The organism is Rubrobacter marinus, from assembly GCF_011492965.1.
Taxonomy (GTDB): domain Bacteria; phylum Actinomycetota; class Rubrobacteria; order Rubrobacterales; family Rubrobacteraceae; genus Rubrobacter_F; species Rubrobacter_F marinus.
In genome coordinates, this window is record NZ_CP045121.1 from 2,128,441 (window position 1) to 2,148,366 (window position 19,926).

Annotated in this window: 21 protein-coding genes and 3 pseudogenes; all 24 read right to left on the minus strand. The window is 68.4% G+C overall.

Going from position 1 to position 19,926, the window contains the following annotated elements:
- Nucleotides 1-23: 23 nt before the first annotated feature.
- Nucleotides 24-1,682 (minus strand): ribonuclease J, encoded by a 1,659-nt coding sequence (locus tag GBA65_RS10925; protein ID WP_228281242.1) that lies wholly within the window; start codon nucleotides 1,680-1,682, stop codon nucleotides 24-26.
- A 94-nt stretch (nucleotides 1,683-1,776) separates the two neighbouring features.
- Complete coding sequence (locus tag GBA65_RS10930) at nucleotides 1,777-2,907, minus strand: M16 family metallopeptidase (protein WP_166396585.1); 1,131 nt, start codon at nucleotides 2,905-2,907, stop codon at nucleotides 1,777-1,779.
- Between the two features lie 133 nt (nucleotides 2,908-3,040).
- The gene (locus tag GBA65_RS24305; RefSeq protein ID WP_266096476.1) at nucleotides 3,041-4,303 is read right to left on the minus strand and encodes a polyribonucleotide nucleotidyltransferase; all 1,263 of its coding nucleotides are present in this window, start codon (nucleotides 4,301-4,303) and stop codon (nucleotides 3,041-3,043) included.
- The gene (locus tag GBA65_RS24310; RefSeq protein WP_266096477.1) at nucleotides 4,231-4,914 is read right to left on the minus strand and encodes a hypothetical protein; all 684 of its coding nucleotides are present in this window, start codon (nucleotides 4,912-4,914) and stop codon (nucleotides 4,231-4,233) included. The genes GBA65_RS24305 and GBA65_RS24310 overlap by 73 nt, the downstream gene beginning before the upstream one ends.
- Nucleotides 4,915-5,152: 238 nt before the next feature.
- Complete coding sequence (rpsO, locus tag GBA65_RS10940) at nucleotides 5,153-5,419, minus strand: 30S ribosomal protein S15 (protein ID WP_166396586.1); 267 nt, start codon at nucleotides 5,417-5,419, stop codon at nucleotides 5,153-5,155.
- A gap of 74 nt (nucleotides 5,420-5,493) precedes the next feature.
- Nucleotides 5,494-6,005: pseudogene (locus GBA65_RS23065) on the minus strand (riboflavin kinase).
- 79 nt (nucleotides 6,006-6,084) lie between these two features.
- The gene (locus GBA65_RS23070) at nucleotides 6,085-6,390 is read right to left on the minus strand and encodes an adenylyltransferase/cytidyltransferase family protein (RefSeq protein WP_207955695.1); all 306 of its coding nucleotides are present in this window, start codon (nucleotides 6,388-6,390) and stop codon (nucleotides 6,085-6,087) included.
- Entirely contained in the window at nucleotides 6,378-6,551 is a 174-nt protein-coding gene (locus GBA65_RS23075; RefSeq protein ID WP_207955696.1) for a hypothetical protein, read from the minus strand. Before GBA65_RS23075 ends, GBA65_RS23070 begins: the two co-directional genes overlap by 13 nt.
- A gap of 131 nt (nucleotides 6,552-6,682) precedes the next feature.
- Nucleotides 6,683-7,261 (minus strand): annotated as a pseudogene (gene truB / locus GBA65_RS26410) (tRNA pseudouridine(55) synthase TruB); the annotation flags it as partial.
- 29 nt (nucleotides 7,262-7,290) lie between these two features.
- The gene (locus GBA65_RS10955) at nucleotides 7,291-8,277 is read right to left on the minus strand and encodes a DHH family phosphoesterase (protein WP_166396587.1); all 987 of its coding nucleotides are present in this window, start codon (nucleotides 8,275-8,277) and stop codon (nucleotides 7,291-7,293) included.
- Complete coding sequence (gene rbfA, locus GBA65_RS10960) at nucleotides 8,258-8,620, minus strand: 30S ribosome-binding factor RbfA (RefSeq protein ID WP_166396588.1); 363 nt, start codon at nucleotides 8,618-8,620, stop codon at nucleotides 8,258-8,260. Before rbfA ends, GBA65_RS10955 begins: the two co-directional genes overlap by 20 nt.
- On the minus strand, nucleotides 8,617-8,898 hold the full coding sequence (locus GBA65_RS10965) for a DUF503 domain-containing protein (RefSeq protein WP_166396589.1): 282 nt from the start codon (nucleotides 8,896-8,898) through the stop codon (nucleotides 8,617-8,619). Before GBA65_RS10965 ends, rbfA begins: the two co-directional genes overlap by 4 nt.
- 16 nt (nucleotides 8,899-8,914) lie before the next feature.
- The gene (infB, locus tag GBA65_RS10970) at nucleotides 8,915-11,029 is read right to left on the minus strand and encodes a translation initiation factor IF-2 (protein ID WP_166396590.1); all 2,115 of its coding nucleotides are present in this window, start codon (nucleotides 11,027-11,029) and stop codon (nucleotides 8,915-8,917) included.
- Nucleotides 11,030-11,037: 8 nt separating this feature from the next.
- The gene (gene nusA, locus GBA65_RS10975) at nucleotides 11,038-12,156 is read right to left on the minus strand and encodes a transcription termination factor NusA (RefSeq protein WP_166396591.1); all 1,119 of its coding nucleotides are present in this window, start codon (nucleotides 12,154-12,156) and stop codon (nucleotides 11,038-11,040) included.
- A 4-nt stretch (nucleotides 12,157-12,160) separates the two neighbouring features.
- The gene (gene rimP, locus GBA65_RS10980) at nucleotides 12,161-12,592 is read right to left on the minus strand and encodes a ribosome maturation factor RimP (protein ID WP_166396592.1); all 432 of its coding nucleotides are present in this window, start codon (nucleotides 12,590-12,592) and stop codon (nucleotides 12,161-12,163) included.
- Nucleotides 12,593-12,720: 128 nt separating this feature from the next.
- Nucleotides 12,721-13,002 carry a hypothetical protein gene (locus GBA65_RS10985; RefSeq protein ID WP_166396593.1) on the minus strand — a complete coding sequence of 94 codons (282 nt, stop codon included), beginning with the start codon at nucleotides 13,000-13,002 and terminating at the stop codon, nucleotides 12,721-12,723.
- 48 nt (nucleotides 13,003-13,050) lie between these two features.
- Nucleotides 13,051-14,124, minus strand: a complete 1,074-nt coding sequence (ispG, locus tag GBA65_RS10990) for a flavodoxin-dependent (E)-4-hydroxy-3-methylbut-2-enyl-diphosphate synthase (protein ID WP_166396594.1) — start codon at nucleotides 14,122-14,124, stop codon at nucleotides 13,051-13,053.
- A gap of 16 nt (nucleotides 14,125-14,140) precedes the next feature.
- Entirely contained in the window at nucleotides 14,141-15,226 is a 1,086-nt protein-coding gene (locus GBA65_RS10995) for a M50 family metallopeptidase (RefSeq protein WP_166396595.1), read from the minus strand.
- Nucleotides 15,223-16,374 (minus strand): 1-deoxy-D-xylulose-5-phosphate reductoisomerase, encoded by a 1,152-nt coding sequence (gene dxr / locus GBA65_RS11000; protein WP_166396596.1) that lies wholly within the window; start codon nucleotides 16,372-16,374, stop codon nucleotides 15,223-15,225. The genes GBA65_RS10995 and dxr overlap by 4 nt, the downstream gene beginning before the upstream one ends.
- Nucleotides 16,371-17,153, minus strand: coding sequence for a phosphatidate cytidylyltransferase (locus GBA65_RS11005; protein ID WP_166396597.1), 783 nt, complete (start codon nucleotides 17,151-17,153; stop codon nucleotides 16,371-16,373). The genes dxr and GBA65_RS11005 overlap by 4 nt, the downstream gene beginning before the upstream one ends.
- A gap of 14 nt (nucleotides 17,154-17,167) precedes the next feature.
- A pseudogene (uppS, locus tag GBA65_RS11010) lies at nucleotides 17,168-17,823 on the minus strand (polyprenyl diphosphate synthase).
- A 120-nt stretch (nucleotides 17,824-17,943) separates the two neighbouring features.
- On the minus strand, nucleotides 17,944-18,504 hold the full coding sequence (frr, locus tag GBA65_RS11015; RefSeq protein ID WP_166396598.1) for a ribosome recycling factor: 561 nt from the start codon (nucleotides 18,502-18,504) through the stop codon (nucleotides 17,944-17,946).
- 3 nt (nucleotides 18,505-18,507) lie between these two features.
- On the minus strand, nucleotides 18,508-19,251 hold the full coding sequence (gene pyrH, locus GBA65_RS11020; protein WP_166398463.1) for a UMP kinase: 744 nt from the start codon (nucleotides 19,249-19,251) through the stop codon (nucleotides 18,508-18,510).
- A gap of 85 nt (nucleotides 19,252-19,336) precedes the next feature.
- The gene (locus GBA65_RS11025; RefSeq protein ID WP_166396599.1) at nucleotides 19,337-19,924 is read right to left on the minus strand and encodes a translation elongation factor Ts; all 588 of its coding nucleotides are present in this window, start codon (nucleotides 19,922-19,924) and stop codon (nucleotides 19,337-19,339) included.
- Nucleotides 19,925-19,926: the final 2 nt, after the last annotated feature.

Sequence of the window (19,926 nt, forward strand, 5' to 3'; positions counted from 1 at the left end):
CACGTTATGTGGTGCCCCTCCCCCTAGACCTCTACGATTAGGGGCAGGATGATCGGGCGCTTGCGCGTCTTCTCCGAGAGGAGGCCCGCGAGGTCCTTACGGATCGCCTTCTTCAACTCGGACCAGTCCGTGACGTGGCGCTGCGCGGTCCGCTCAAGAGTCTTCGTGACGGTGGCGACAGACTCGTCTACGAGGCCGTTCTGGGCCTGCGGGTCGACGAAGCCGCGGGAGATGACGTCCGGCGGCCCCAGAAGCTCGCCCGACTTCGAGTTGATGCGCGCGACGACGATGAACATGCCCTCCTCGGAGAGCTGCTGGCGCTCGCGCATGATCGCGTCGGAGTTGTCGGCGACGCTGCCGGCGTCCACGAGGAACATGCCGCTGGAGACGGTCTCCAGCCGCCTCGCCTCGCCGCCCTCGAACTCGACGGGCTCGCCGTTCTCCAGGATAAGGATGTTCTCCTCGGGGATGCCCATGGAGATCGCCGTGTCCTTGTGGTGCTTCTGCATCCGGTACTCGCCGTGCACGGGGACGAGGTACTTCGGCTTCAGCAGCGAGAGCACGATCTTCTGCTCCTCCTGCGCCGCGTGCCCGGAGACGTGGACGCGGCTCAAGGGCGTGTACAGCACCTCGGCGCCCCGCTTCATGAGGCTGTTGATCGTGCGCGAGACCCCCCGCTCGTTCCCCGGGATCGGGTGGGCGGAGACGATGACGATGTCGCCCGCGCCCGCCTCGATGGTCCGGTGCTGCCCCGCGGCGATGCGCGAGAGGGCGGCCATCGGCTCGCCCTGGGAGCCCGTCGTCAGGATCACGATGTCCGAGTCCGGGACCTTGTTGATGTCGCGCTGGTCCACGTACATCGACTGCGGAAGGTCCATGTAGCCGAGCTCCCGCGCGATCTGCACGTTGCGGATCATGGACCGCCCCGTCACCCCGACGAGCCGCCCGTGCGCCTTGGCCGCCTCGACGACCTGGTTGACGCGGTGGATGTGGCTCGCGAACGAGGCGACGATGATGCGCCCCGTCGCCCTCTCGAAGACCTGGTTAAAGGTCTCGTTGACCACGCGCTCCGAGGGCACGAAGCCGGGGCGCTCGGAGTTCGTCGAGTCGCCGAAGTACGCGAGCACGCCCTCCTGGCCCAGAGCGGCGTAGCGGTTCAGGTCCATCGGCTCGCCCTCTATGGGCGTCAGGTCGATCTTGTAGTCGCCGCTGAAGACGATGAGGCCCGCGTTCGTGCGCAGCGCGACCGCGACGGCGTCGGGGATGGAGTGGTTGACGTTTATAAACTCCATGCCGAAGCCGCCGAGCTTCTGTCGGTCTCCGGCCTTGATCTCCCTGAGGTCGCCCTTCTTTATGCCGTGCTCGGCGAGCTTGGGGCGCACGAGCCCTAAAGTGAGCTTCGTCCCGTACACGGGCACGTTGAACTCGCGCAACAGGTACGGCAGGGCGCCGACGTGGTCCTCGTGGCCGTGGGTGAGGACGATGCCCTTAAGCTCGTCGCGGTGCTCCCTGAGGTAGGAGAAGTCCGGGAGGACCAGGTCGATCCCGGGCATCTCCTCGTCCGGGAAGGACATGCCGGCGTCGATGAGAACGATCCCGCTCTCCTGGCGCACGGCCGTCATGTTCTTGCCGATCTCCCCCAGTCCTCCGAGGGGGATGACCTGCAGTGCTTTGCTGTCCAAAATCGTTGCTTACCTCCTAGAAAACGCCCCGGCCGGCCAGCGAGATGAGAGGCTGGCCGGCCCGGGTTGGTTGCTGCTTTGTGGCTTTGTTCGTTTACGCCGCGAGGTGCCTGCCGAGGTCGAGCTCTTTCGGGCCGACGGCGGAGAGGTACATGTCGCCCCTCTTCAGGTGTCCTTCGGCGAGGCGCTTGACGTCCTCCGCGGTCACCGCGTCTATCCTGGCCGAGATCTCCTCGGGCGTCAGAAGCTCGGAGCCGGTGATGACGCTGCGCCCGACGCGCGTCATGCGCGTCGCGGTGCTCTCCAGGGCGAGGATCGTCGAGCTCTTGAGCTGCTCCTTGGTGCGGTGGAGCTCCTCCTCGGTGACGGGCTCCTCGCGTACCCGGTCGAGCTGCTCGGCGATGATCTTCACGGCCTCCTCGACGTTCCCGGTCGTGGAGCCGACGTACATCTTGACGGCGCCCGCGTCGGAATATCCCTGGTGGTACGAGTAGACGGCGTAGGCGAGCCCGCGCTTCTCACGCACCTCCTGGAAGAGCCGGCTGGACATGCCGCCGCCGAGCACGTTGTTCAGGGCGAGCATCGCGTAGCGGTCGCCGCTGCTCGCCGGTATCCCCTGCGAGCCCATCGCGACGTGGTACTGCTCCGTCTCCTTGAACTTGTAGAAGAAGCGGCTCTCCGGCGGGGTGACCTGCGCCCTGCGCACGAACGGCTCACCCGAGGGGAGCGCCGCGCCGAGCTTCTCCTCGACCATCTTCTCGAACGACTCGGACTCGAGCTTCCCGGCGCCCACGACGAAGACGTTAGGCGCGGTGTAGGTGTTCCGGTGAAAGCCCTTGAGGGTGTCGTGGTCCACGCCGCGCACCGTCTCGGCGGAGCCGATGATCGGGCGCCCCAAGGGGTCGCCGTGGAAGACGAGGCCGGAGAGGTACTCGTCGGCGAGCTGGTCCGGCCGATCCTCGTACATCCGGATCTCCTCGACGATGACCTCGCGCTCGCGCTCGAGATCCGCGAAGGTCGGGCGCGTGATCATGTCGCTCATGATGTCCAGCGCACGCTCGAGGTGCTCGGGGAGGAACCGGGCGTAGAGCACGGTGTACTCCTCGCCCGTCGCCGCGTTCTCCTGGGCCCCGATCCCCTCGAACGCCTCGGCGATGCCGAGGGCGTCCATCGAGGGGGTGCCCTTGAAGAGCATATGCTCCATGAGGTGGGTTATCCCGGCCACCTCGTCCTTCTCGTCGCGGCTGCCGGCGCGGATCCAGACCCCAGGGAGACGCTCGTCGCCTCGCTCAAGGGCTCCGAAAAGACGCGTAGGCCCCCGGAAGCTCCTTCTTGTTTACGTTCCTCTCGCTCAACCTCTAGTCCTCCAGCTTCTCCAGGGAGATGCGCTTCTGCTTGTCTATCTCGAGGACGCGGACCTTGATCCGGTCGCCCTCGCTGACGACGTCCTCGACCCGCTCGACCCTCGTCTTTCCGGGGGCGAGGCGCGAGATGTGCACGAGACCGTCGCGGCCCGGGGTGAGCTCCACGAAGGCGCCAAAGTTCGTCGTCTTGACGACCTTGCCGTTGTAGATCTCGCCGGCCTCGACGTCCTTGGTCATCCCGTTGATGGCGGCCGCGGCCTCCTTGGTGACCACGCCCTCGCCGGAGACGTAGACCGTCCCGTCGTCCTCGACGGAGATGTTGACCCCGAACTGGTCCTGCAGCGCGTTGATGGTCTTGCCGCCCGGGCCTATCAGGAGCCCGATCTTGTCCGTCGGGATCTTCAACACCTCGACGCGCGGGGCGAAGTCCGAGACCTCGGTCCTCGGCTCCGCGATGACGTCGGCCATGATGTCCAGAAGCTCCACGCGGCCCTTCTTGGCCTGCGCGAGCGCCTCCCTCAGAAGCTCGGCCGAAACGCCGGTGATCTTCATGTCCATCTGGAGCGCCGTGATCCCGTCGCGCGTCCCCGCGACCTTGAAGTCCATGTCGCCGTTGTGGTCCTCGAGCCCCTGTATGTCCGTGAGGATGACGTAGTCGTCGCCCTCCTTGACCAGGCCCATCGCCACGCCCGCGACCGGCGCCTTGATCGGCACGCCGCCGTCCATGAGCGACAGCGTCGAGCCGCAGACGCTCGCCATCGAGGACGAGCCGTTGGACTCCAGGATGTCCGAGACGATCCTGAGGGCGTACGGGAAGACGTCCTCGGCGGGCAAGACCGGCACGAGCGCGCGCTCGGCGAGCGCCCCGTGGCCGATCTCGCGCCTGCGGGGGCTCCCGACCCTGCCGGTCTCGCCGGTGGAGTAGGGCGGGAAGTTGTAGTGGTGCATGTAGCGCTTACCCGTGACCGGCTCTATGGTGTCGAGCCGCTGGGAGAGCCCGAGGTCGGCCAGCGCGAGCTCCGAGAGGGCCTGCGTCTCGCCGCGCGTGAACAGCGCGGAGCCGTGGACGCGCGGTATGAGCCCGACCTCGGCGGTGGTCGGACGGATCTCGTCCATCGCCCTGAGGTCGGTCCTCTTCCTGTCCTCTATGTACAGCTTGCGGAACGCCTCCTTCTGGAGGACGCTCACGGCCTCGCCGATCTGCGCGGCCTCTTCCTCGTCGCGCCCCTCGGTGAGCTCGGCCTTGAGCTCGTCCATCGCCTCGCCCCGGCCCCTGCGGTCCGGGTTGACGATGGCGTCCTTGACCCGGTCGAGGTAGCGCCCCGAAGGTCGTCGAGGAACGGGTTAGCGTCGTCGGCCGCGACGACCTCGCGCTTGGGCTTGCCGTGCTCGGCGGCGTAGCCCTCGATCGCCTCGGCGATCCGGCTGATCGCCTCCTGGGCGACGAGCATGGCGTCGACCATGACCTCCTCGGGGACCTCGTTCGCCCCCGCCTCGACCATGGTGATGGCCTCCTTCGTCCCCGCCACCACGAGGTCGAGGTCGCTCTCGGCGATCTGCCCGTAGGTCGGGTTGAGGATGAACTCGCCGTCCATCGACCGGCCGACGCGCACCGCGCCGATCGGACCGTCGAACGGGATGTCCGAGAGCGAGAGCGCCGCCGACGCCCCGACCATGCTCACCGTGTCGTACGGGACCTCCTGGTCGGCCGCGAAGACCGTCCCTATAACCTGGATCTCGTTGCGGTAGCCCCTGGGGAAGAGCGGCCTGATCGGCCGGTCCGTGAGCCGCGCCGTGAGGACCGCCCTCTCGGAGGGCCTCCCCTCGCGCTTGATGAAGCCGCCCGGGATCTTGCCGGCCGCCGCCATCCGCTCCTCGATGTCGACGCTCAGGGGGAGGAAGTTGACCCCCGGCCTCGGGAAGACGAGCCCGTCGCCGTGGACAGAACCACAGTGTCGCCGAGACGCGCCATGACGGAGCCCCCGCCTGGCGCGCCATCTTCCCGGTCTCGAGCACGATGGAGTGCTCGCCTACCGGTATCTCTAAACGCATATTCTTTTCTCCTCTTGCTGCTTTTGAAGACTCGATGCTTGCCGTACCGCTACCCTAGCGGCGCAGACCGAGCCTGGCGATGAGCGAACGGTAACGCTCGACATCCTTGCTCTGGAGGTACTTGAGGAGCCGGCGCCTCTTGCCGACCAGCTTCAGAAGCCCTCGCCTGGAATGGTAATCGTGCTTGTGGGTACGCAGGTGCTCCGTGAGGTGTCGGATGCGCGTGGTCAACACCGCAACCTGGACCTCGGGCGAGCCGGTGTCGCCCTCCTGGACCGCGTACTCCGAGATTATCGCCTCTTTGTTCTCGACAACCGCCAACTTCGTCTTTCTCCTCTTTGCCGTCTCTTATAGTCTCAACCTGTTTCTTGTCAACCTCTATGCTACCACAAGGGCTAGCAAACGCCCCTAGACCGCCCCGAGCACCCCCGCGCCTCCTCGACGTCGCGCCCTATCTGCGCCTTGAGCTCCTCTATCCCGGAGAAGCGCTTCTCGCCCCTGAGCTTCTCCACGAAGCTCACCTCGACGACCTTCCCGTACAAATCCCCTCGAACCCGAGCAGGTACGCCTCGACCCGCCGCTCGTGCCGCTCGAAGGTCGGCGCCTCGCCGACGTTGGTGCAAGCACCGTACACCCGCCCGTCGACGGTCACGTTGCCGGCGTACACGCCGATCCCCGGGCCCACGACGCGAGGGTCCGGAAGCACGTTCGCGGTCGGGAAGCCGATCTGGCGCCCCCGCCGATCCCCGGCGACGACGGGCCCTCGCAGAGAATACGCCCGCCCCAGGAGACCCGCCGCCTCCCGAACCTCACCCGCCGCCACGAGCTCCCGGATCCGGGTCGAGCTGACGTCCTCCTCGGCGGCCAGGATCGAGACGGCGTACGCCTCCCCGCCCAGGGCGCGCATGTGTCTCCTGAGGCTCTCGAAGTCCCCGCCGCCCGGTGCCCGTACCGGAAGTTCTCCCCGACGACCACGGCCGCGGCCCCTATCGTCCCCACGAGCACGTCGCGCACGAACTCCTCGGGCCCTTCTTCGAGAGGGCCAGATCGAAGGGGATCTCGCGGACCTCGTCCGCCCCGTACCGCAGCAGCAGCTCCCGCCTCACCTCCGGGGTGCTCAGCAGCTTCGGCCCCGTCCCGGGCCACAAGACCTCCCTGGGATGGGGGTCGAAGGTCGCCGCGACGACGCTCGCCCCGCGGGCGCGCCCCTCCTCCACGGCGCGCCCGAGCACCGCCTGATGCCCGAGGTGCACCCCGTCGAAGTTCCCGAGCGCCACGACTACCCCGCGCACAGCACGACCTCCGCCCGCGAGATCTCCCCGTCGTCCCGATACACGGCCAAGAGCTCCCCCCCGTGCTCCACCCGAAACGGACCGCCAACCCCGAACGCCCCCATCTTCCTGCCGTTGCACACGTAAGACCGCTCTGCCTCTTCGACCTCCACGCCGGGCAAATGCCCAACCACGCCCTCGGATGTATTATGTGGTTATCTAGGAGGTCGGCGGCGAGGTCTTCCGGGGAGGGGGCCCCTTCGACGGAGAGGTGGCCGACCGAGGTTCGGCGCAGGGCGGTGAGGTAGGCGCCGGTGCCGAGGGAGGCGGCGAGGTCCGAGATCAGGGACCGGACGTAGGTTCCGCTGCCGCAGCGGATGCGGAAGGTCGCGCAGGCTTCGTCCTCGTCGTAGGAGACGAGGTCGAGGGCGTGGACGGTTACGGGGCGGGCCTCGCGCTCGATCTCCTCGCCGCGGCGGTGGGCTTTGTAGAGACGCTCGCCGCCGACCTTCACGGCCGAGGCCATCGGGGGGACCTGCAGGAGTTCTCCGGTGAGGGCCCGCGCGGCGGCGCGCAGCTCGTCCTCCGTCGGCACGGGGGCGTCCGGCAGCGGCGAGACCACGCTGTCGGCGTCGAGGGTGTCGGAGACGGCGCCGAGGCGGGCCGTCGCGGTGTAGGCCTTGTCGAGGCCCGTGACGTAGCGGGAGAGGCGGGTCGCCCGGCCCAGCATGAGGACGAGGAGGCCGGAGGCGAGGGGGTCCAGGGTGCCGGTGTGGCCGATCTTGGTCCCCTTCGGCAAGAGGCGCTTCACGCGGGCGACGGCCCGGGCGCTGGTGATGCCGGTCGGCTTGTCCAGGAGCAGCGCGCCGGAGGGCGCCTCCGGGGAGCGCATCCCCTCGTCCTCCCGCTGTCCGGCTCCGGCTATCTCGCGCCCCCGCCGTTCGGACCCGGCTCCTCGCCGAGGTCGACGACGCCTTGAAGGGCGTCGAGGAGATCGGCCTTCGCCTCGTCCGGCTTCTTGCCCTTGATGGTGAAGCCCGCGGCGAGGCGGTGGCCGCCCCCGCCGAAGCGGTTCGCTACCTGCGAGACGTCGACGCTCTCCGAGCGCAGGGAGCCCTTCGTGCCGCCGTCGACCTCGCGCAGGTGGGCGACGACCTCGACGCCGGCCACCGTGCGCAGGCGGTCGATGGACTCCTTCGAGTCGAGCTCCGACCCGCCGGTCCGCTCGTAGTCCTCGCCGTCCACCGTGGAGATCAGGGCGCTCCCGTGGAGCTCGGCGTTGGCGAGCGAGGCGCCGACGATCCTCAGCTGCGGGACCGTGCCGGTGCGGTTGATCCGATCGTCCACCTCGGCCGGGACGACGCCGGCCCTCAGGAGGTCGGCGACGAGCTCGTGGGCGGCCGGCGAGACGTTGCGGAACCGGAAGCCGCCGGTGTCCGTCGAGACGCCGGTGTAGATCGCCGTCGCCGCGTCGCGGTCGAGGGGAATGCCGCACTCCTCGTACAGGGAGGCGACGATCTGGGCGCTCGCCGCCGCCGTCCCGTCGACGTAGTTGTACTCGCCGTAGAGGGGGTTGTCCGCGTGGTGGTCGAGGTTGAGGCGGACGGGGGTCCCCTCGTAGTCGACGCCGACCCTGTCGGCGCGCGAGGTGTCGACGACGAGGAGGTCGTGGTCCGGCGGGAGCTCCGTCAGGGGCTCGCCGGGGACGAGCCAGCGGAGGTAGTTCGGGACGGGCTCGCGGTGGCAGAAGACGGCCTCCGCCCCGAGGGAGCGCGCGAGGCGCACGAGCGCCGCCGAGGAGCCAATGGCGTCGCCGTCGGCGCCGACGTGCGTCGTCACCGCCACCCTGTCGAGGCTTTTGAGGAGGTCGGCAACCTCCCGCACCGTGTTACTGGTCCTTGTCTCCATCGTCTCCCGTCTCCCTGATATCTCTCAGTGCTGCGTTGATCCGATCGACGTTATCGACGATCGGGTCCGGCTCGAAGCGTAAGCGCGGCGTGCGCCTCATGCGCGTCTGGCGCCCGACGGCGCTCTGGATGCGTCCGGCGGCGCTGTCGAGGCCGTCCTGCGCTTCTTCGGCGTCCTCGCCGGCGAGCAAGCTGTAGAAGACCGTGGCGACCGCGAGGTCCGGGCTCACCCGGACGGCGGTCACCGTCACGAGCCCGTTGATGCGCGGGTCCGAGAGCGAGGCGAGCTCCTCGCCCACGATCTCCTTGAGCTGCGATTCTACCTTTCGCGTGCGTTCGCTCATAGCTTTACGAACTCCTCCCGCCACTGCGAGATCGAGAGCTCCTCGTAGTTGAGGAGCGAGCGGCGTATCTCCTCGCGCTTCTCCTCGAGGGAGAACCGGTCCACCGCGGCGAAGGCGAACTCTACCGTCGCCCTCTGCCAGGCGTCCTGCTGGCCCGCCTCCACGACCGAGACGTTCCTGCGGCGGAGCCGGTCCTTGAGCGACCGGAGGATTTGGCGCTTCTGCTTCAAGCTGGAGCTGAAGGGCAACTCCAGCTCCAGCCTTACCGCGCAGAACAACTTTGCAGGGGTCCCCTTACCTCGGGACCTCGACGACCTCGAAGAACTCGAGGACGTCGCCCTCCTTGACGTCGTTGAAGTTCTCGACGCCGATGCCGCACTCGAAGCCCGCCCTCACCGAACGGGCGTCGTCCTTGAAGCGCTTCAACGAGGAGATGTTCCCCTCGTAGACCACCGTGCCGTCGCGAACGACGCGCACGCGGTTGTTGCGGACGACCTCGCCGCTCGTAACGTAGCAGCCGGCGATCACGCCTACGCTCGGGACCCGGAAGATCGCGCGGGCCTCGGCCGAGGCCGTCTCGCGCTCCTCCTGCTCGGGGGCCAGCATGCCGCGCATGGCCGCCTCGATCTCCTCGAGCGCCTTATAGATCACGTCGTAGGTCCGGATCTCGACGCCCTCGCGCTCGGCGACCTGCTTGGCGGTCGTCGTCGGGCGCACGTTGAAGCCGAGCAGGATGCCGTCGGAGGCGCTCGCGAGCATGACGTCGGAGTCCGTCAGCGCGCCGACGCCGCTCCGGACGATGTTCACCCGAACCTCCTCGGTCGAGAGCTTCGCGAGGGCCTCCTTGAGGGCCTCGACGGAGCCCGCGACGTCCGCCTTCACGACGAGGTTGAGGTCCTGCACGCCGCCCTGGCCCAAGAGCTCCTCCAGGGTGCGCCTCGGGCCGCCCTGCGCGAGCTCCTGGCGGCGGAGGGCCGCCTCGGCCTGCTGGGCGCGGTCGCGCGCGGCGCGCTCGTTCTCCGTCACCTCGAAGCGGGTGCCCGCCTCGGAGACGCCGGAGAGGCCGAGGATCTCGACCGGCTCGCCGGGGCCCGCCTGCTTTATGCGCTTGCCGGTGTAGTCGAGCATCGCGCGGACGCGCCCGTAGGCGGTGCCGGCGAGCACCACGTCGCTCTTCTTCAGGGTGCCCCGGTTCACGAGCAGCGTCGCAACCGGACCGCGGCCCGGGTCGCGCTCCGACTCGATCACGTACCCGCTGGCGGGGGCGTGCGGGTTGGCCTTCAGGTCCTCGAGCTCGGCGACGATGAGGATGTTCTCCAGAAGCTCCTCGAAGCCCTCGCCGGTCTTCGCCGAGACGCGGACCGTCACCGTCTCACCGCCGTACTCCTCCGGCACGAGCTCGCGCTCGGAGAGCTGGCCGAGGACCCGATCCGGGTTCGCGTTCGCAACGTCGATCTTGTTGACCGCGACGACGATCGGGACGCCGGCGGCCTTGGCGTGCTCTATCGCCTCGTCCGTCTGGGGCATAACGCCGTCGTCGGCGGCGACGACGAGCACCACGACGTCCGTGATCCTCGCGCCGCGGGCCCGCATCTCGGTGAACGCCTCGTGGCCCGGGGTGTCGACGAAGGTGATCTTACGGTCGCCCAGGCTAGCCTGGTACGCGCCGATGTGCTGCGTGATCCCGCCGGCCTCGCCGCTCTGCACGTTGGCCTGGCGGACGCGGTCGAGCAGCGACGTCTTCCCGTGGTCGACGTGGCCCATGACCGTGACCACCGGCGGCTTCTCCACGAGGTCCTCCGGGGAGTCCTCGGGGAGCGTGGCCTCGACCGGCTCCTCGATGGCGGCGACCTCGACCTCGACGCCCATGTCGTCGGCGATAAGCTCGATCTCGTCGGTGGAGAGCGTCTGGGTCATGGTCTTCATCTCGCCCATGCCCATGAGGATCTTGATGATCCTGGTCGGCGGCACCCCGAGGGCGCCGGCCAGGTCCGCGACCGTGGCGCCCGGCTCGACCTTTACGGCCGTGCCCTCTTCTTCCTTGGCCTCCGCCGCCGCAACAGGCTTCGGGGCCTCCTTCTGCGGGACCTCCGTGGCGGTCGGCCTCGGGCCGCGGTTCGTCGCGCTCGCGTCGATGACGACCCGGCGCCGCTTGTTCTTGCCGCCCTTGCCGCCCGGGCGACCCGAAGGGGCCGCCTCGGCCGGCCGGCCGTTGCCGCCGCCGTTGGAGGCGGCCGGAGCGGCCTCGGCCTTCCCGTTCTGGCCGTCCCCGAAGACGCGGTCGTAGACGGAGTCCTCCACCGAAGAAGAGTGGCTCTTGACCTCCACGCCGGCCTGCTGCAGGCGGCCTATTACCTCTTTGTTGTCCAGGTTCAGTTCCCTGGCTATCTCGTATACGCGCTTACTCATCTAACCCCCTAAGAGCCCTCTACCAGGCCCTCGAACTCGGCGGCCTGGGCCTGGTGCGACGGTATGCCGCAGAACAGCGACCCCGGCAGCGCGGTGTTGGCGCACCTCCGGCCGTTGGAGAGGACGGCCCGGCAGCGGTGCATGGCGCTGTCCGCCTCCGGCTCCCAGTCCTCTTCCTCGTCCTCGAAGTCGCCCGCCTGGCTTTCGGGCTTTATGTCTATCTTCCAGTCCGTCAGCTTCACCGCGAGCCGGGCGTTTTGCCCCTCCCGGCCTATGGCCAGCGAGAGCTGATCGTCGGGCACTATGACCTCGGCCTGCTTCTCGTCCTCGTCGAGGTAGACCTCGCGGACGCGCGCCGGGCTCAGGGCCTTCGCTATAAACTGCGCCGGGTCCGGGTGCCACTGGATGATGTCTATCTTCTCGTTGCGAAGCTCGGAGACGACCGCGCGCACGCGGCTCCCCCTCGGCCCCACGCAGGCCCCGACCGGGTCTATTCCCTGCTCGTTGGACCACACGGCGACCTTCGAGCGCAGGCCCGCCTCGCGGGCGACCGCCCGTATCTCCACGAGCTTGTCGTAGATCTCCGGTACCTCCAGCTCGAAGAGGCCCCTGAGGAGCCCCTCGTGGCGGCGGCTCACGGTGAGGCTCGGCCCCCGGCCGGGCTCCCGGATCTCCAGGAGGTAGACCTTGAGGCGCTGGCCGTTCTCGTAGCGCTCGTTCGGCACCTGCTCGCTGGCCGGCAGGAGCGCCTCGACCCTTCCGAGGTCGACGAGCGTCATCCGGCGGTGCGCCTGCTGCACGATCCCGGTGACGACGTCGCCGATGCGGTCGCCGTACTCCGCGAGGAGCTGGTCGTTGTTTATCTCGTTCAGGCGCTGGTAGAAGGTCGTGCGCATGGTCTGCGCGGCGATCCTGGTGAAGTCGTGCGGCGTTATGTCCTCGCCGTCCTTCATCACCCGGAGGTCGCCTGTCTCGCGGTCGAGGACCACCTCGGCCCCCTCCTCGGCCCCCTCCCGGCCCTCGTAGGCCGCGAGCAGGGACTCCTCGAGGACCCCCTTGACGACGTCGAAGGAGATGCCCTTGTCCGCCTCGATCTCGTGCAGCGCCGATAGTAGTGCGGTGTTCATCCTGTTATATGTCCTCCTTGAGGTTCGCTCGGGCTACGGAGCCGAACGGCAGCTCCACCTCCGCTCCCCCCTCCGGGAGTTTTAGTACGAAGCTGTTTTCGCCCGCCCGGTCTATGACCCCGGTAAAGTTCCGCCGGCCCTCGATGGGCTCCGAAACCTTGACCTTCGCCTCGTGACCTGCGTAGCGGCGGAAGTGCTCCGGCTTGGTCAGCGGGCGCTCTATCCCCGGAGAGGAGACCTCGACGAGCCCGTCGTATCCCTCGTCCTCCAGGGCCGGGGTTACGACCCCCGCCACCCGCCTACAAAACTCGTGGTCCACGGGTCCGTCCTCCCGGTCCACGAGCAGCGTAAGAAAAGGCCCACCGTCGAAGCGGGCTTGTACAAGCTCCGCACCCTCCGGAAGGGCCCCCTCCACGACCTCCGCCAATCTCTCCAAACTCGCCGTTTCGAGCACTCCCTCATCAAGACGTTAAAAAAGCAACGAGCCCCGAAAGGCCCCTTGCTCCTCAACAACACCACTGATTGTACATCAGAGTATGTAGGTTACAAGGTAGGAGACGCGGCTCAACCGCCGGACAGGACGCTCGCCAGCAAGACCGCCAGCAGCCCTGAGATCCCGAGCGCGAAGCCCGCCACGCGCAGCGACGCGCGGGCTCCTGGGGACCCCCCGGCGCCGAGGTCGGCCAGGCCGCCGAGGAGCAACCCCGCGGCGACGGCGAGAAACCCGAAGGCCGGCGCGGAGAGGCGCGGGGTCCCCGCGGAGAGGACGAGAAAGAAGCCGGCGAGCGCCACCAGGACGTAGAGCGGCGCCATGAAGCGCCGGGCGCGGCTCGGCTCCTTGCTCAACTCCCGGCGCAGCACATCCCTACGCCGGGAGGAGCCCACCCAGGCCCCTTACTTCCAGCCGTCCTTCTCTATCTCCTCGAAGAGGGCGTCGTAGATCTCGTCGCGGCCGACCTTGCGGAGGGGCTTGCCCTTCGCGAAGATCACGCCGTCGTCCTTGCCGCCCGCGACGCCGTAGTCCGCGTCCCTGGCCTCCCCGGGGCCGTTCACGATGCAGCCCATGACCGCGACGGTGAAGTGGTCCTCGAAGTTCTTGAGCTTGTCCTCGACCTGGGCCGCCATCCCTATGACGTCGAAGCCCAGGGTTCGGGCGCAGCTCGGGCACGCGATGACGTTCGGGCCGCGGTGGCGAAGGTTCAGGGACGAGAGGATCTGGTACGCCACCGGGATCTCCTCGACCGGGTCCTCCGCGAGCGAGATGCGGATGGTGTCCCCGATGCCGTACGGCAGGAGCTGGCCGAGGGCGGCCGCGCTCTTTATGGAGCCGTTGAGCTTCGTCCCGGCCTCGGTGACGCCGAGGTGCAAGGGGGCGTCGGAGTGCTCGCGGAACTTCCTGTTCGCCTCGACCATCTCGGGGACGTGGCTCGCCTTCAGGGAGACCTTGAAGTTGTAGAAGCCCATCTCCTCGGCGATCTCGACCTTGTCGAGCGCGCTGGTCACGAGCGCCTCGGCCTTCGGGAGGTGCCAGTACTTCTTCTCAACGGACCCGGAGTTGACGCCGATGCGCATGGCGACGCCGGTCTCCATGCACTTCTCGATGACCTGCTTGTAGCGGTCGTCGCTGCCGACGTTGCCGGGGTTGATGCGCACGCACGCCGCCCCGGCGTCGGCGGCCCCGAGCGCCATCCGGTAGTCGAAGTGGATGTCCGCGATCAGGGGGACCGGGCTCCGCCACACGACCTCGCGGAAGCCCTTCAGGGCCTTGGAGCCGTTGACGGAGACGCGCACGAGGTCCGCGCCGGCGGCGCTGAGGTCGTAGACCTGATTGACCGTCGCCTCCACGTCGTAGGTCATCGTGTTCGTCATGGACTGGACGGCGACCTGGGCCCCGCCGCCGATCGGCACGCCGCCGACCTCGATCCTGCGGCTCGTGATCGGCCTCTCCTGTATCGCTGCCTCGGTCATCTCACTCCCATGTTTGTTACGGACGTCTCTCGGGCTGCTCGGGGATGAACGGCTGCCCCTCTACGATTTTACTAACATCCGCGTAGGTTGCGAACACGAAAAGCATGAGAATTAACGCCAGCCCGAACGCCGCGACCTTCCCGATCGTCTCGGGCCTGACCGGCCTGCCGATGACCTTCTCCGCCGCGATAAAGAACAGGTGTCCGCCGTCGAGCGGCAGGATCGGCAGCAAGTTAAAGACGGCGAGGTTCAAGCTGATGAACGCGAGCAGGTTCGCGAAGCTCAAGAGCCCCTGGGACGCCACCGTGCTGCTCACGGAGACCACCCCGATCGGGCTGGAGACGGAATCGAAGAAGTCGATCCCGCCGGTGACGAGCTGCCCGACGAACCAGCCGAAGAGCCCGATCACCTGTATCGTGCGGCCGACCGCCTCCACGAACGCCTCGATGGGCCCGGCCGCGGTCGTGGCGGCCGGCTGTATGCCGACGATGGCCCGCTCCGGGTTTGTCGGGTCCGCCCCGAGCTCCCCGGAGAGCTCCAGGTCCCGCCCGCCCCGTTCCACGACGAGGTCCACGGGGTCCCCGATCCGCCGGCCGGCCATGATCTCCTGAAACTCGGACCACTCGCCGACGGGCTCGCCGTATGCGGAGACGATGCGATCCCCCGGCCGCAGCTGGAGCTCCGCGGCGAGCGAGTCCGGGACGACCTCCTCGACGGTCGTCGTGATGCCGGTCGGCGCGCCGGCCATGTACACCCCGAAGAAGATCACCACCGCCGCCAAAAGGTTCGCGAACGGCCCCGCGAAGATGATCGCGGCCCGCCGCCACGCCGGCTTGGACGGATAAGCGTTCGGCCCGCGCTCCCCCGTCTCCTCCTCGACGCTCGCCATCCCTTCCATCCCCTCCATCTTGGCGAAGCCACCGAGGAGTATTATGCGGAAAGAGTAGACCGTCTTGCCGAACTTCTTTTTGAAGATGGCGGGGCCGAAGCCTATGCCGAACTCGGGGACGTGGACGCCCATCGCCTTGGCGACGAGCATGTGGCCCAGCTCGTGGACGACGACGAGCAGGATCAGGCCGAGCAGGGCGACTACCACGGTCACCGGGCCTCGGCCCCCCGCACGGCGCGCTCCGCCTCTTCTCGACCCCAGCGGTCCACGCTGGTTATTGACTCCATGCTTTGCATCGCACCGAACTCGGGCACGGTCGAAAGCACCTCCTCGACTACGTCTGCTATACGCAGGAATTCTATCCTGAGGTCAAGGAAAGCCTGGACGGCCACCTCGTTCGCCGCGTTGAGGGCGACCGGATACGCCCCTCCGCGACGCCCCGCCTCGATCGCGAGCGGCAGGCAGCGGAAGGCGTCGTTCCGGGGCTCCTCGAAGGTCCAGGTGGACCCGCCGAACGGCACGGCCTCGACGCCGACGTCGGCCCGCTCCGGGTACAGGACGCCGTACGCAATGGGCAGCCGCATGTCGGGGTTCGCCGCGTGCAGGACGACGGCGCCGTCGTTGAACAGCGCCCCGCCGTGCACGACGGACTGCCGGTGCACGACGACCTTCACGGCCTCGTAGGCGACGCCGAAGAGGTGGTGCGCCTCTATCACCTCCAGGCCCTTGTTCATCATCGTCGCCGAGTCGATCGTGATCTTAGGCCCCATCCGCCAAGTCGGGTGCTTGAGCGCGTCCTCCGGACCGAGCCCCTCCAGGCTCTCCCGACCGAAGAACGGCCCGCCAGAAGCCGTCAGCAAAACCCCCGAGATCTCCGCCTCAGCCCGCCCCTCCAGACACTGGAAGATCGCCGAATGCTCCGAATCCACGGGTATTATGCGGTTATTTGCTTCGCTGGCTAGCTTCATGACCCATTCGCCGCCGGTTACGAGGGATTCCTTGTTGGCGAGGGCTACGCGGTTGCCCGTTTCGAGGGCCTTTACGGTGGCGGCGAGGCCGGCGAAGCCTACGATGGCGTTGAGGACGACGTCCGTGGGGGCTTCGGCGAGGGTCGCGGCGGAGCCGGGTCCGGTGAGGATCTCGGCCCTCAGGCCGTTCAGGGGGGTCGGGTCGCCGTTCTCGAGGGCGAGGTAGCGCGGAGCGAACTCCTCGGCCTGCTGGCGCAGGACCTTCGCGCTCGAGGAGGCGGAGAGGCCCACGATCTCGAAGCGGTCGGGGTGGGCGCGGACGACGTCGAGGGCCTGGAGGCCGACGCTGCCGGTGGAGCCGAGGATGGTGAGGCGTTTCTTTTCTTCGTTCATGTCAGAAAGAGAGTGTAGAGGTAGTAGACGGCCGGGGCTGTGAACAAGAGGCTATCGATGCGGTCGAGGATGCCGCCGTGGCCGGGCAGGGCGCGGCCGAGGTCCTTGAGGCCGAGGAGGCGCTTCAGGATCGACTCGAAGAGGTCGCCCGCCTGGCTTACGATCGAGATCACCACGCCCGCCAGCGCCGAGGTCCACAGGGGGAGATCCAGGAGCAGGTTTGCCAGGGGGGCGACGACCGCCGTCGTCAGGACGATGCCGCCTATGGCGCCCTCGATCGTCTTTTTCGGGCTGAGGGACGGGAAGAGCGGGTGGCGGCCGAAGAGGAGGCCCGCAAAGTAGGCGCCCGAGTCGGAGACCCAGGGGCCGGCGACCGCGATAAGGACGAGGTAGACCCCGTCGAGGTCGTTCGTCTGGTCCCCGATCAGGTACACGTGCGCCAGCGGCGCCCCGACCCACGTCGCCATCAGCATCAGGGCGAGCATGGCCCTGAGCGTCCGGGCCTCGGGGTAGCCCGCGAGCCAGAACAGCGCCCAGGGCAGGCCGAGCATCACCCCGGCGAGGATGCCCGTCGTGCCGAAAGGGACGGCGAGGAGGACAGGGAGCGCCCCCGCGCCGAAGGCGGCGGGGTAGGGCAGCGTCAGGGCGCGGGCGAGCTCGTAGGAGGCGCGGGCCGTCACGAGCAGGACGAGGGCGACCACGTATGGGCCGCCCAGGACGATGGCGCCGACGACGATGGGAGCGAGTACGGCGGCCGTGCCGAAACGCCTCCTGAGCACGCGGTGATGGTCCTCTAGACCCCGCCGCGGCGCCGGGAGCGGGCAGCGTACGAGGCGATCGCGCGGCGAAACTCCTCGGGGGAGAAGTCCGGCCAGAGCGTCTCGGTGACGTAGAACTCGGCGTAGGCGATCTGCCAGAGAAGGAAGTTCGAGATCCTCAGCTCCCCGCTCGTGCGGATGAGCAGGTCGATCTCCGGCACCTCCGGGGCGTACAGGTACGAGGCGAACGTCGCCTCGTCCACCGCGTCGGGGTCGAGGCCGTCCCGGATCATGCGCCGCGCGGCGTCCACGAGCTCCGAGCGCCCCCCGTAGTTCAGGGCGACGTAGACGTCGATGAGGTCGTTGCCGGAGGTGAGGTCCTCGGCCTCCTCCATGGCCTCGCGGACGTTCTGGGGCAGGTGCTCCCGCCTCCCCACGAAGCGCAGGCGCGCCCCCCGCTCGTTCAGCTCGGGCACCTTGCTGCGCGCCGTCTCCAGAAAGAGCGACATGAGGGACTCGACCTCGCCCGAGGGCGGGCCCAGTTCTCGGTGGAGAACGCGTAGAGGGTGAGGGTGCGCACGCCGAGCTCGCCGGCCGCCTCGATCAGGGGGGTGAGCACGGCGACGCCGGCGCGGTGGCCCGCGGCGCGCGGGAGCCAGCGTGACTTCGCCCAGCGGCCGTTGCCGTCCATGATGATCGCGACGTGGCGGGGCGCCCCCTCCCGCTCTATCGGGGTGAGGACGCGCTCGGGAACCTGCGGCCGCGGGGGAGGACCCCCTGCGGCCCTTTTTCGGGCGGGGTTTAGCAGGGCCTAGACCTCAAGGAGTTCGGCTTCCTTGTCGGAGAGCGCCGCGTCGATGCGCGACACGTAGCGCTTCGTGAGCTCCTGAAGCTCCGTCTCCGCCCTGCGCTCGTCGTCCTCGGAGATCTCGCCCATCTTCACGAGCTCCGTGAGGTCCTTCATCTCGTCGCGGCGGACGTTTCTGACGGAGACCCGGCCCTCCTCGGCCATGCCCCGGGCCCGGCGGACAAACTGCTTGCGCCGCTCCTCCGTGAGCTCGGGGACGGGGAGGCGGATGATCTTGCCGTCGTTCTGCGGGTTCAGGCCGACGTCGGCGTTGTCTATCGCGCGCTCTATCGCCTTGAGGGTGCCGGGATCGAAGGGCGTGACCGTGAGGAGCCTCGGCTCCGGCACGTTCACGTTCGCAACACTCCTCAAGGGCATCCTCGAGCCGTAGGCGTCGACCTCGACCCGGTCGAGGATGGAGGGGTTGGCCCGGCCGGTCCGGATGGTGCCGAACTCCCGGCGGACGGACTCGACCGCCCCCTGCATGCGGCGCTCGGCCGCCGTGAGATCTACGATATCCGACATGCCTTACTCTCCTCCGACCCCGTCCTCCGAGGCACCGTCCGCGCTCCAGACGAGCGATCCGACCCGCTCGCCCCGCAGGATCCCGCTCAAATTACCGGGCTTCAGTATATCGAATACGACTATGGGCAGGTTCTCCTCGCGGCACAGCGTCGCCGCCGTGTGGTCCATGACCGCGAGGTTCTTGGACAGGAGATCGAGGTAGGCGATGCGCTCCAGCCTCTTGGCGTCCGGGTTCGTGCGCGGGTCCTTGTCGTAGATACCGTCCACCCTGTTCTTCGCCATGAGCAGCGCGTCCGCCCCGATCTCCAGCGCCCTTAGCGCGGCCCCCGTGTCCGTCGTGAAGAACGGGTTGCCCGTGCCGGCGGCGAAGATGACCACGCGCCCCTTCTCCAGGTGGCGCATCGCCCTGCGGCGGATGTACGCCTCGGCGACCTCCTGGATCTGGATCGCCGACTGGACGCGCGTCTGGATCTCGCGGCGCTCCAACGCCGCCTGGAGCGCGAGGGCGTTGATGACGGTGCCGAGCATCGCCATGTAGTCGGCGGTCGCGCTCTCGATGCCGAGCTGGTCCGCGACCCCCGAGCCGCGGAAGATGTTCCCGCCGCCGACGACGACCGCGAGCTCGGCCCCCGCCTCGACCGCCTCCTGGACCTGGTTCGCCGCGACGTCGAGGCTCGCGGGGTCGATGCCGTAGCCGCCGTCGCCGGCGAGGCTCTCGCCAGAGAGCTTGAGGACGACGCGCTTGATCGGGCCGAGGGGGCCCGGTTCGGCCCCCGTGGCTTTATCTTCCCCTAGCGGAGAGGTCTCCTCCACGCCTCCCTACTTCCCCGTGCTAGAGCTCGTAGCGGACGAACCTGCGGACGACGATGTTCTCGCCGAGCCTCTGGATCGTCTCCTGGAGCAGGTCCCCGACCGTCTTCCCGGGCTCCTTGACGAAGTCCTGGGTCAGGAGCGCCCGCTCCTTGACGAACTTGTTGACCCGGCCCTCCACGATCTTCTCCTGGATGTTCTCGGGCTTGCCGGAGTCCTGGGCTTGCTTGCGCGCGATGGAGCGCTCCTCCTCGACCGCCTCGGCCGGGACGTCGCCCTCGCCGACGGCGAGCGGGTTCATCGACGCCACGTGCAGCGCGACGTTGCGGGCGAACTCCTTGAACTCCGGCGTCCGGGCGACGAAGTCCGTCTCGCAGTCGACCTCGACGAGGACGCCGAGCTTGCCGTTGAAGTGGATGTACGCCTCGATCAGGCCCTCGTGCGTCTCGCGCGAGCTCTTCTTGGCCGCGATGGCCTGGCCGCGCTCCCTGAGGACCCTGCGCGCGCCGTCGAGGTCGCCCGAAGACTCCTCCAGCGCCCGCTTGACGTCCATCATCCCGGCGGCGGTCTCCTCGCGGAGCTGCTTTATCTTCTCAATGGTGCTCGCCATAG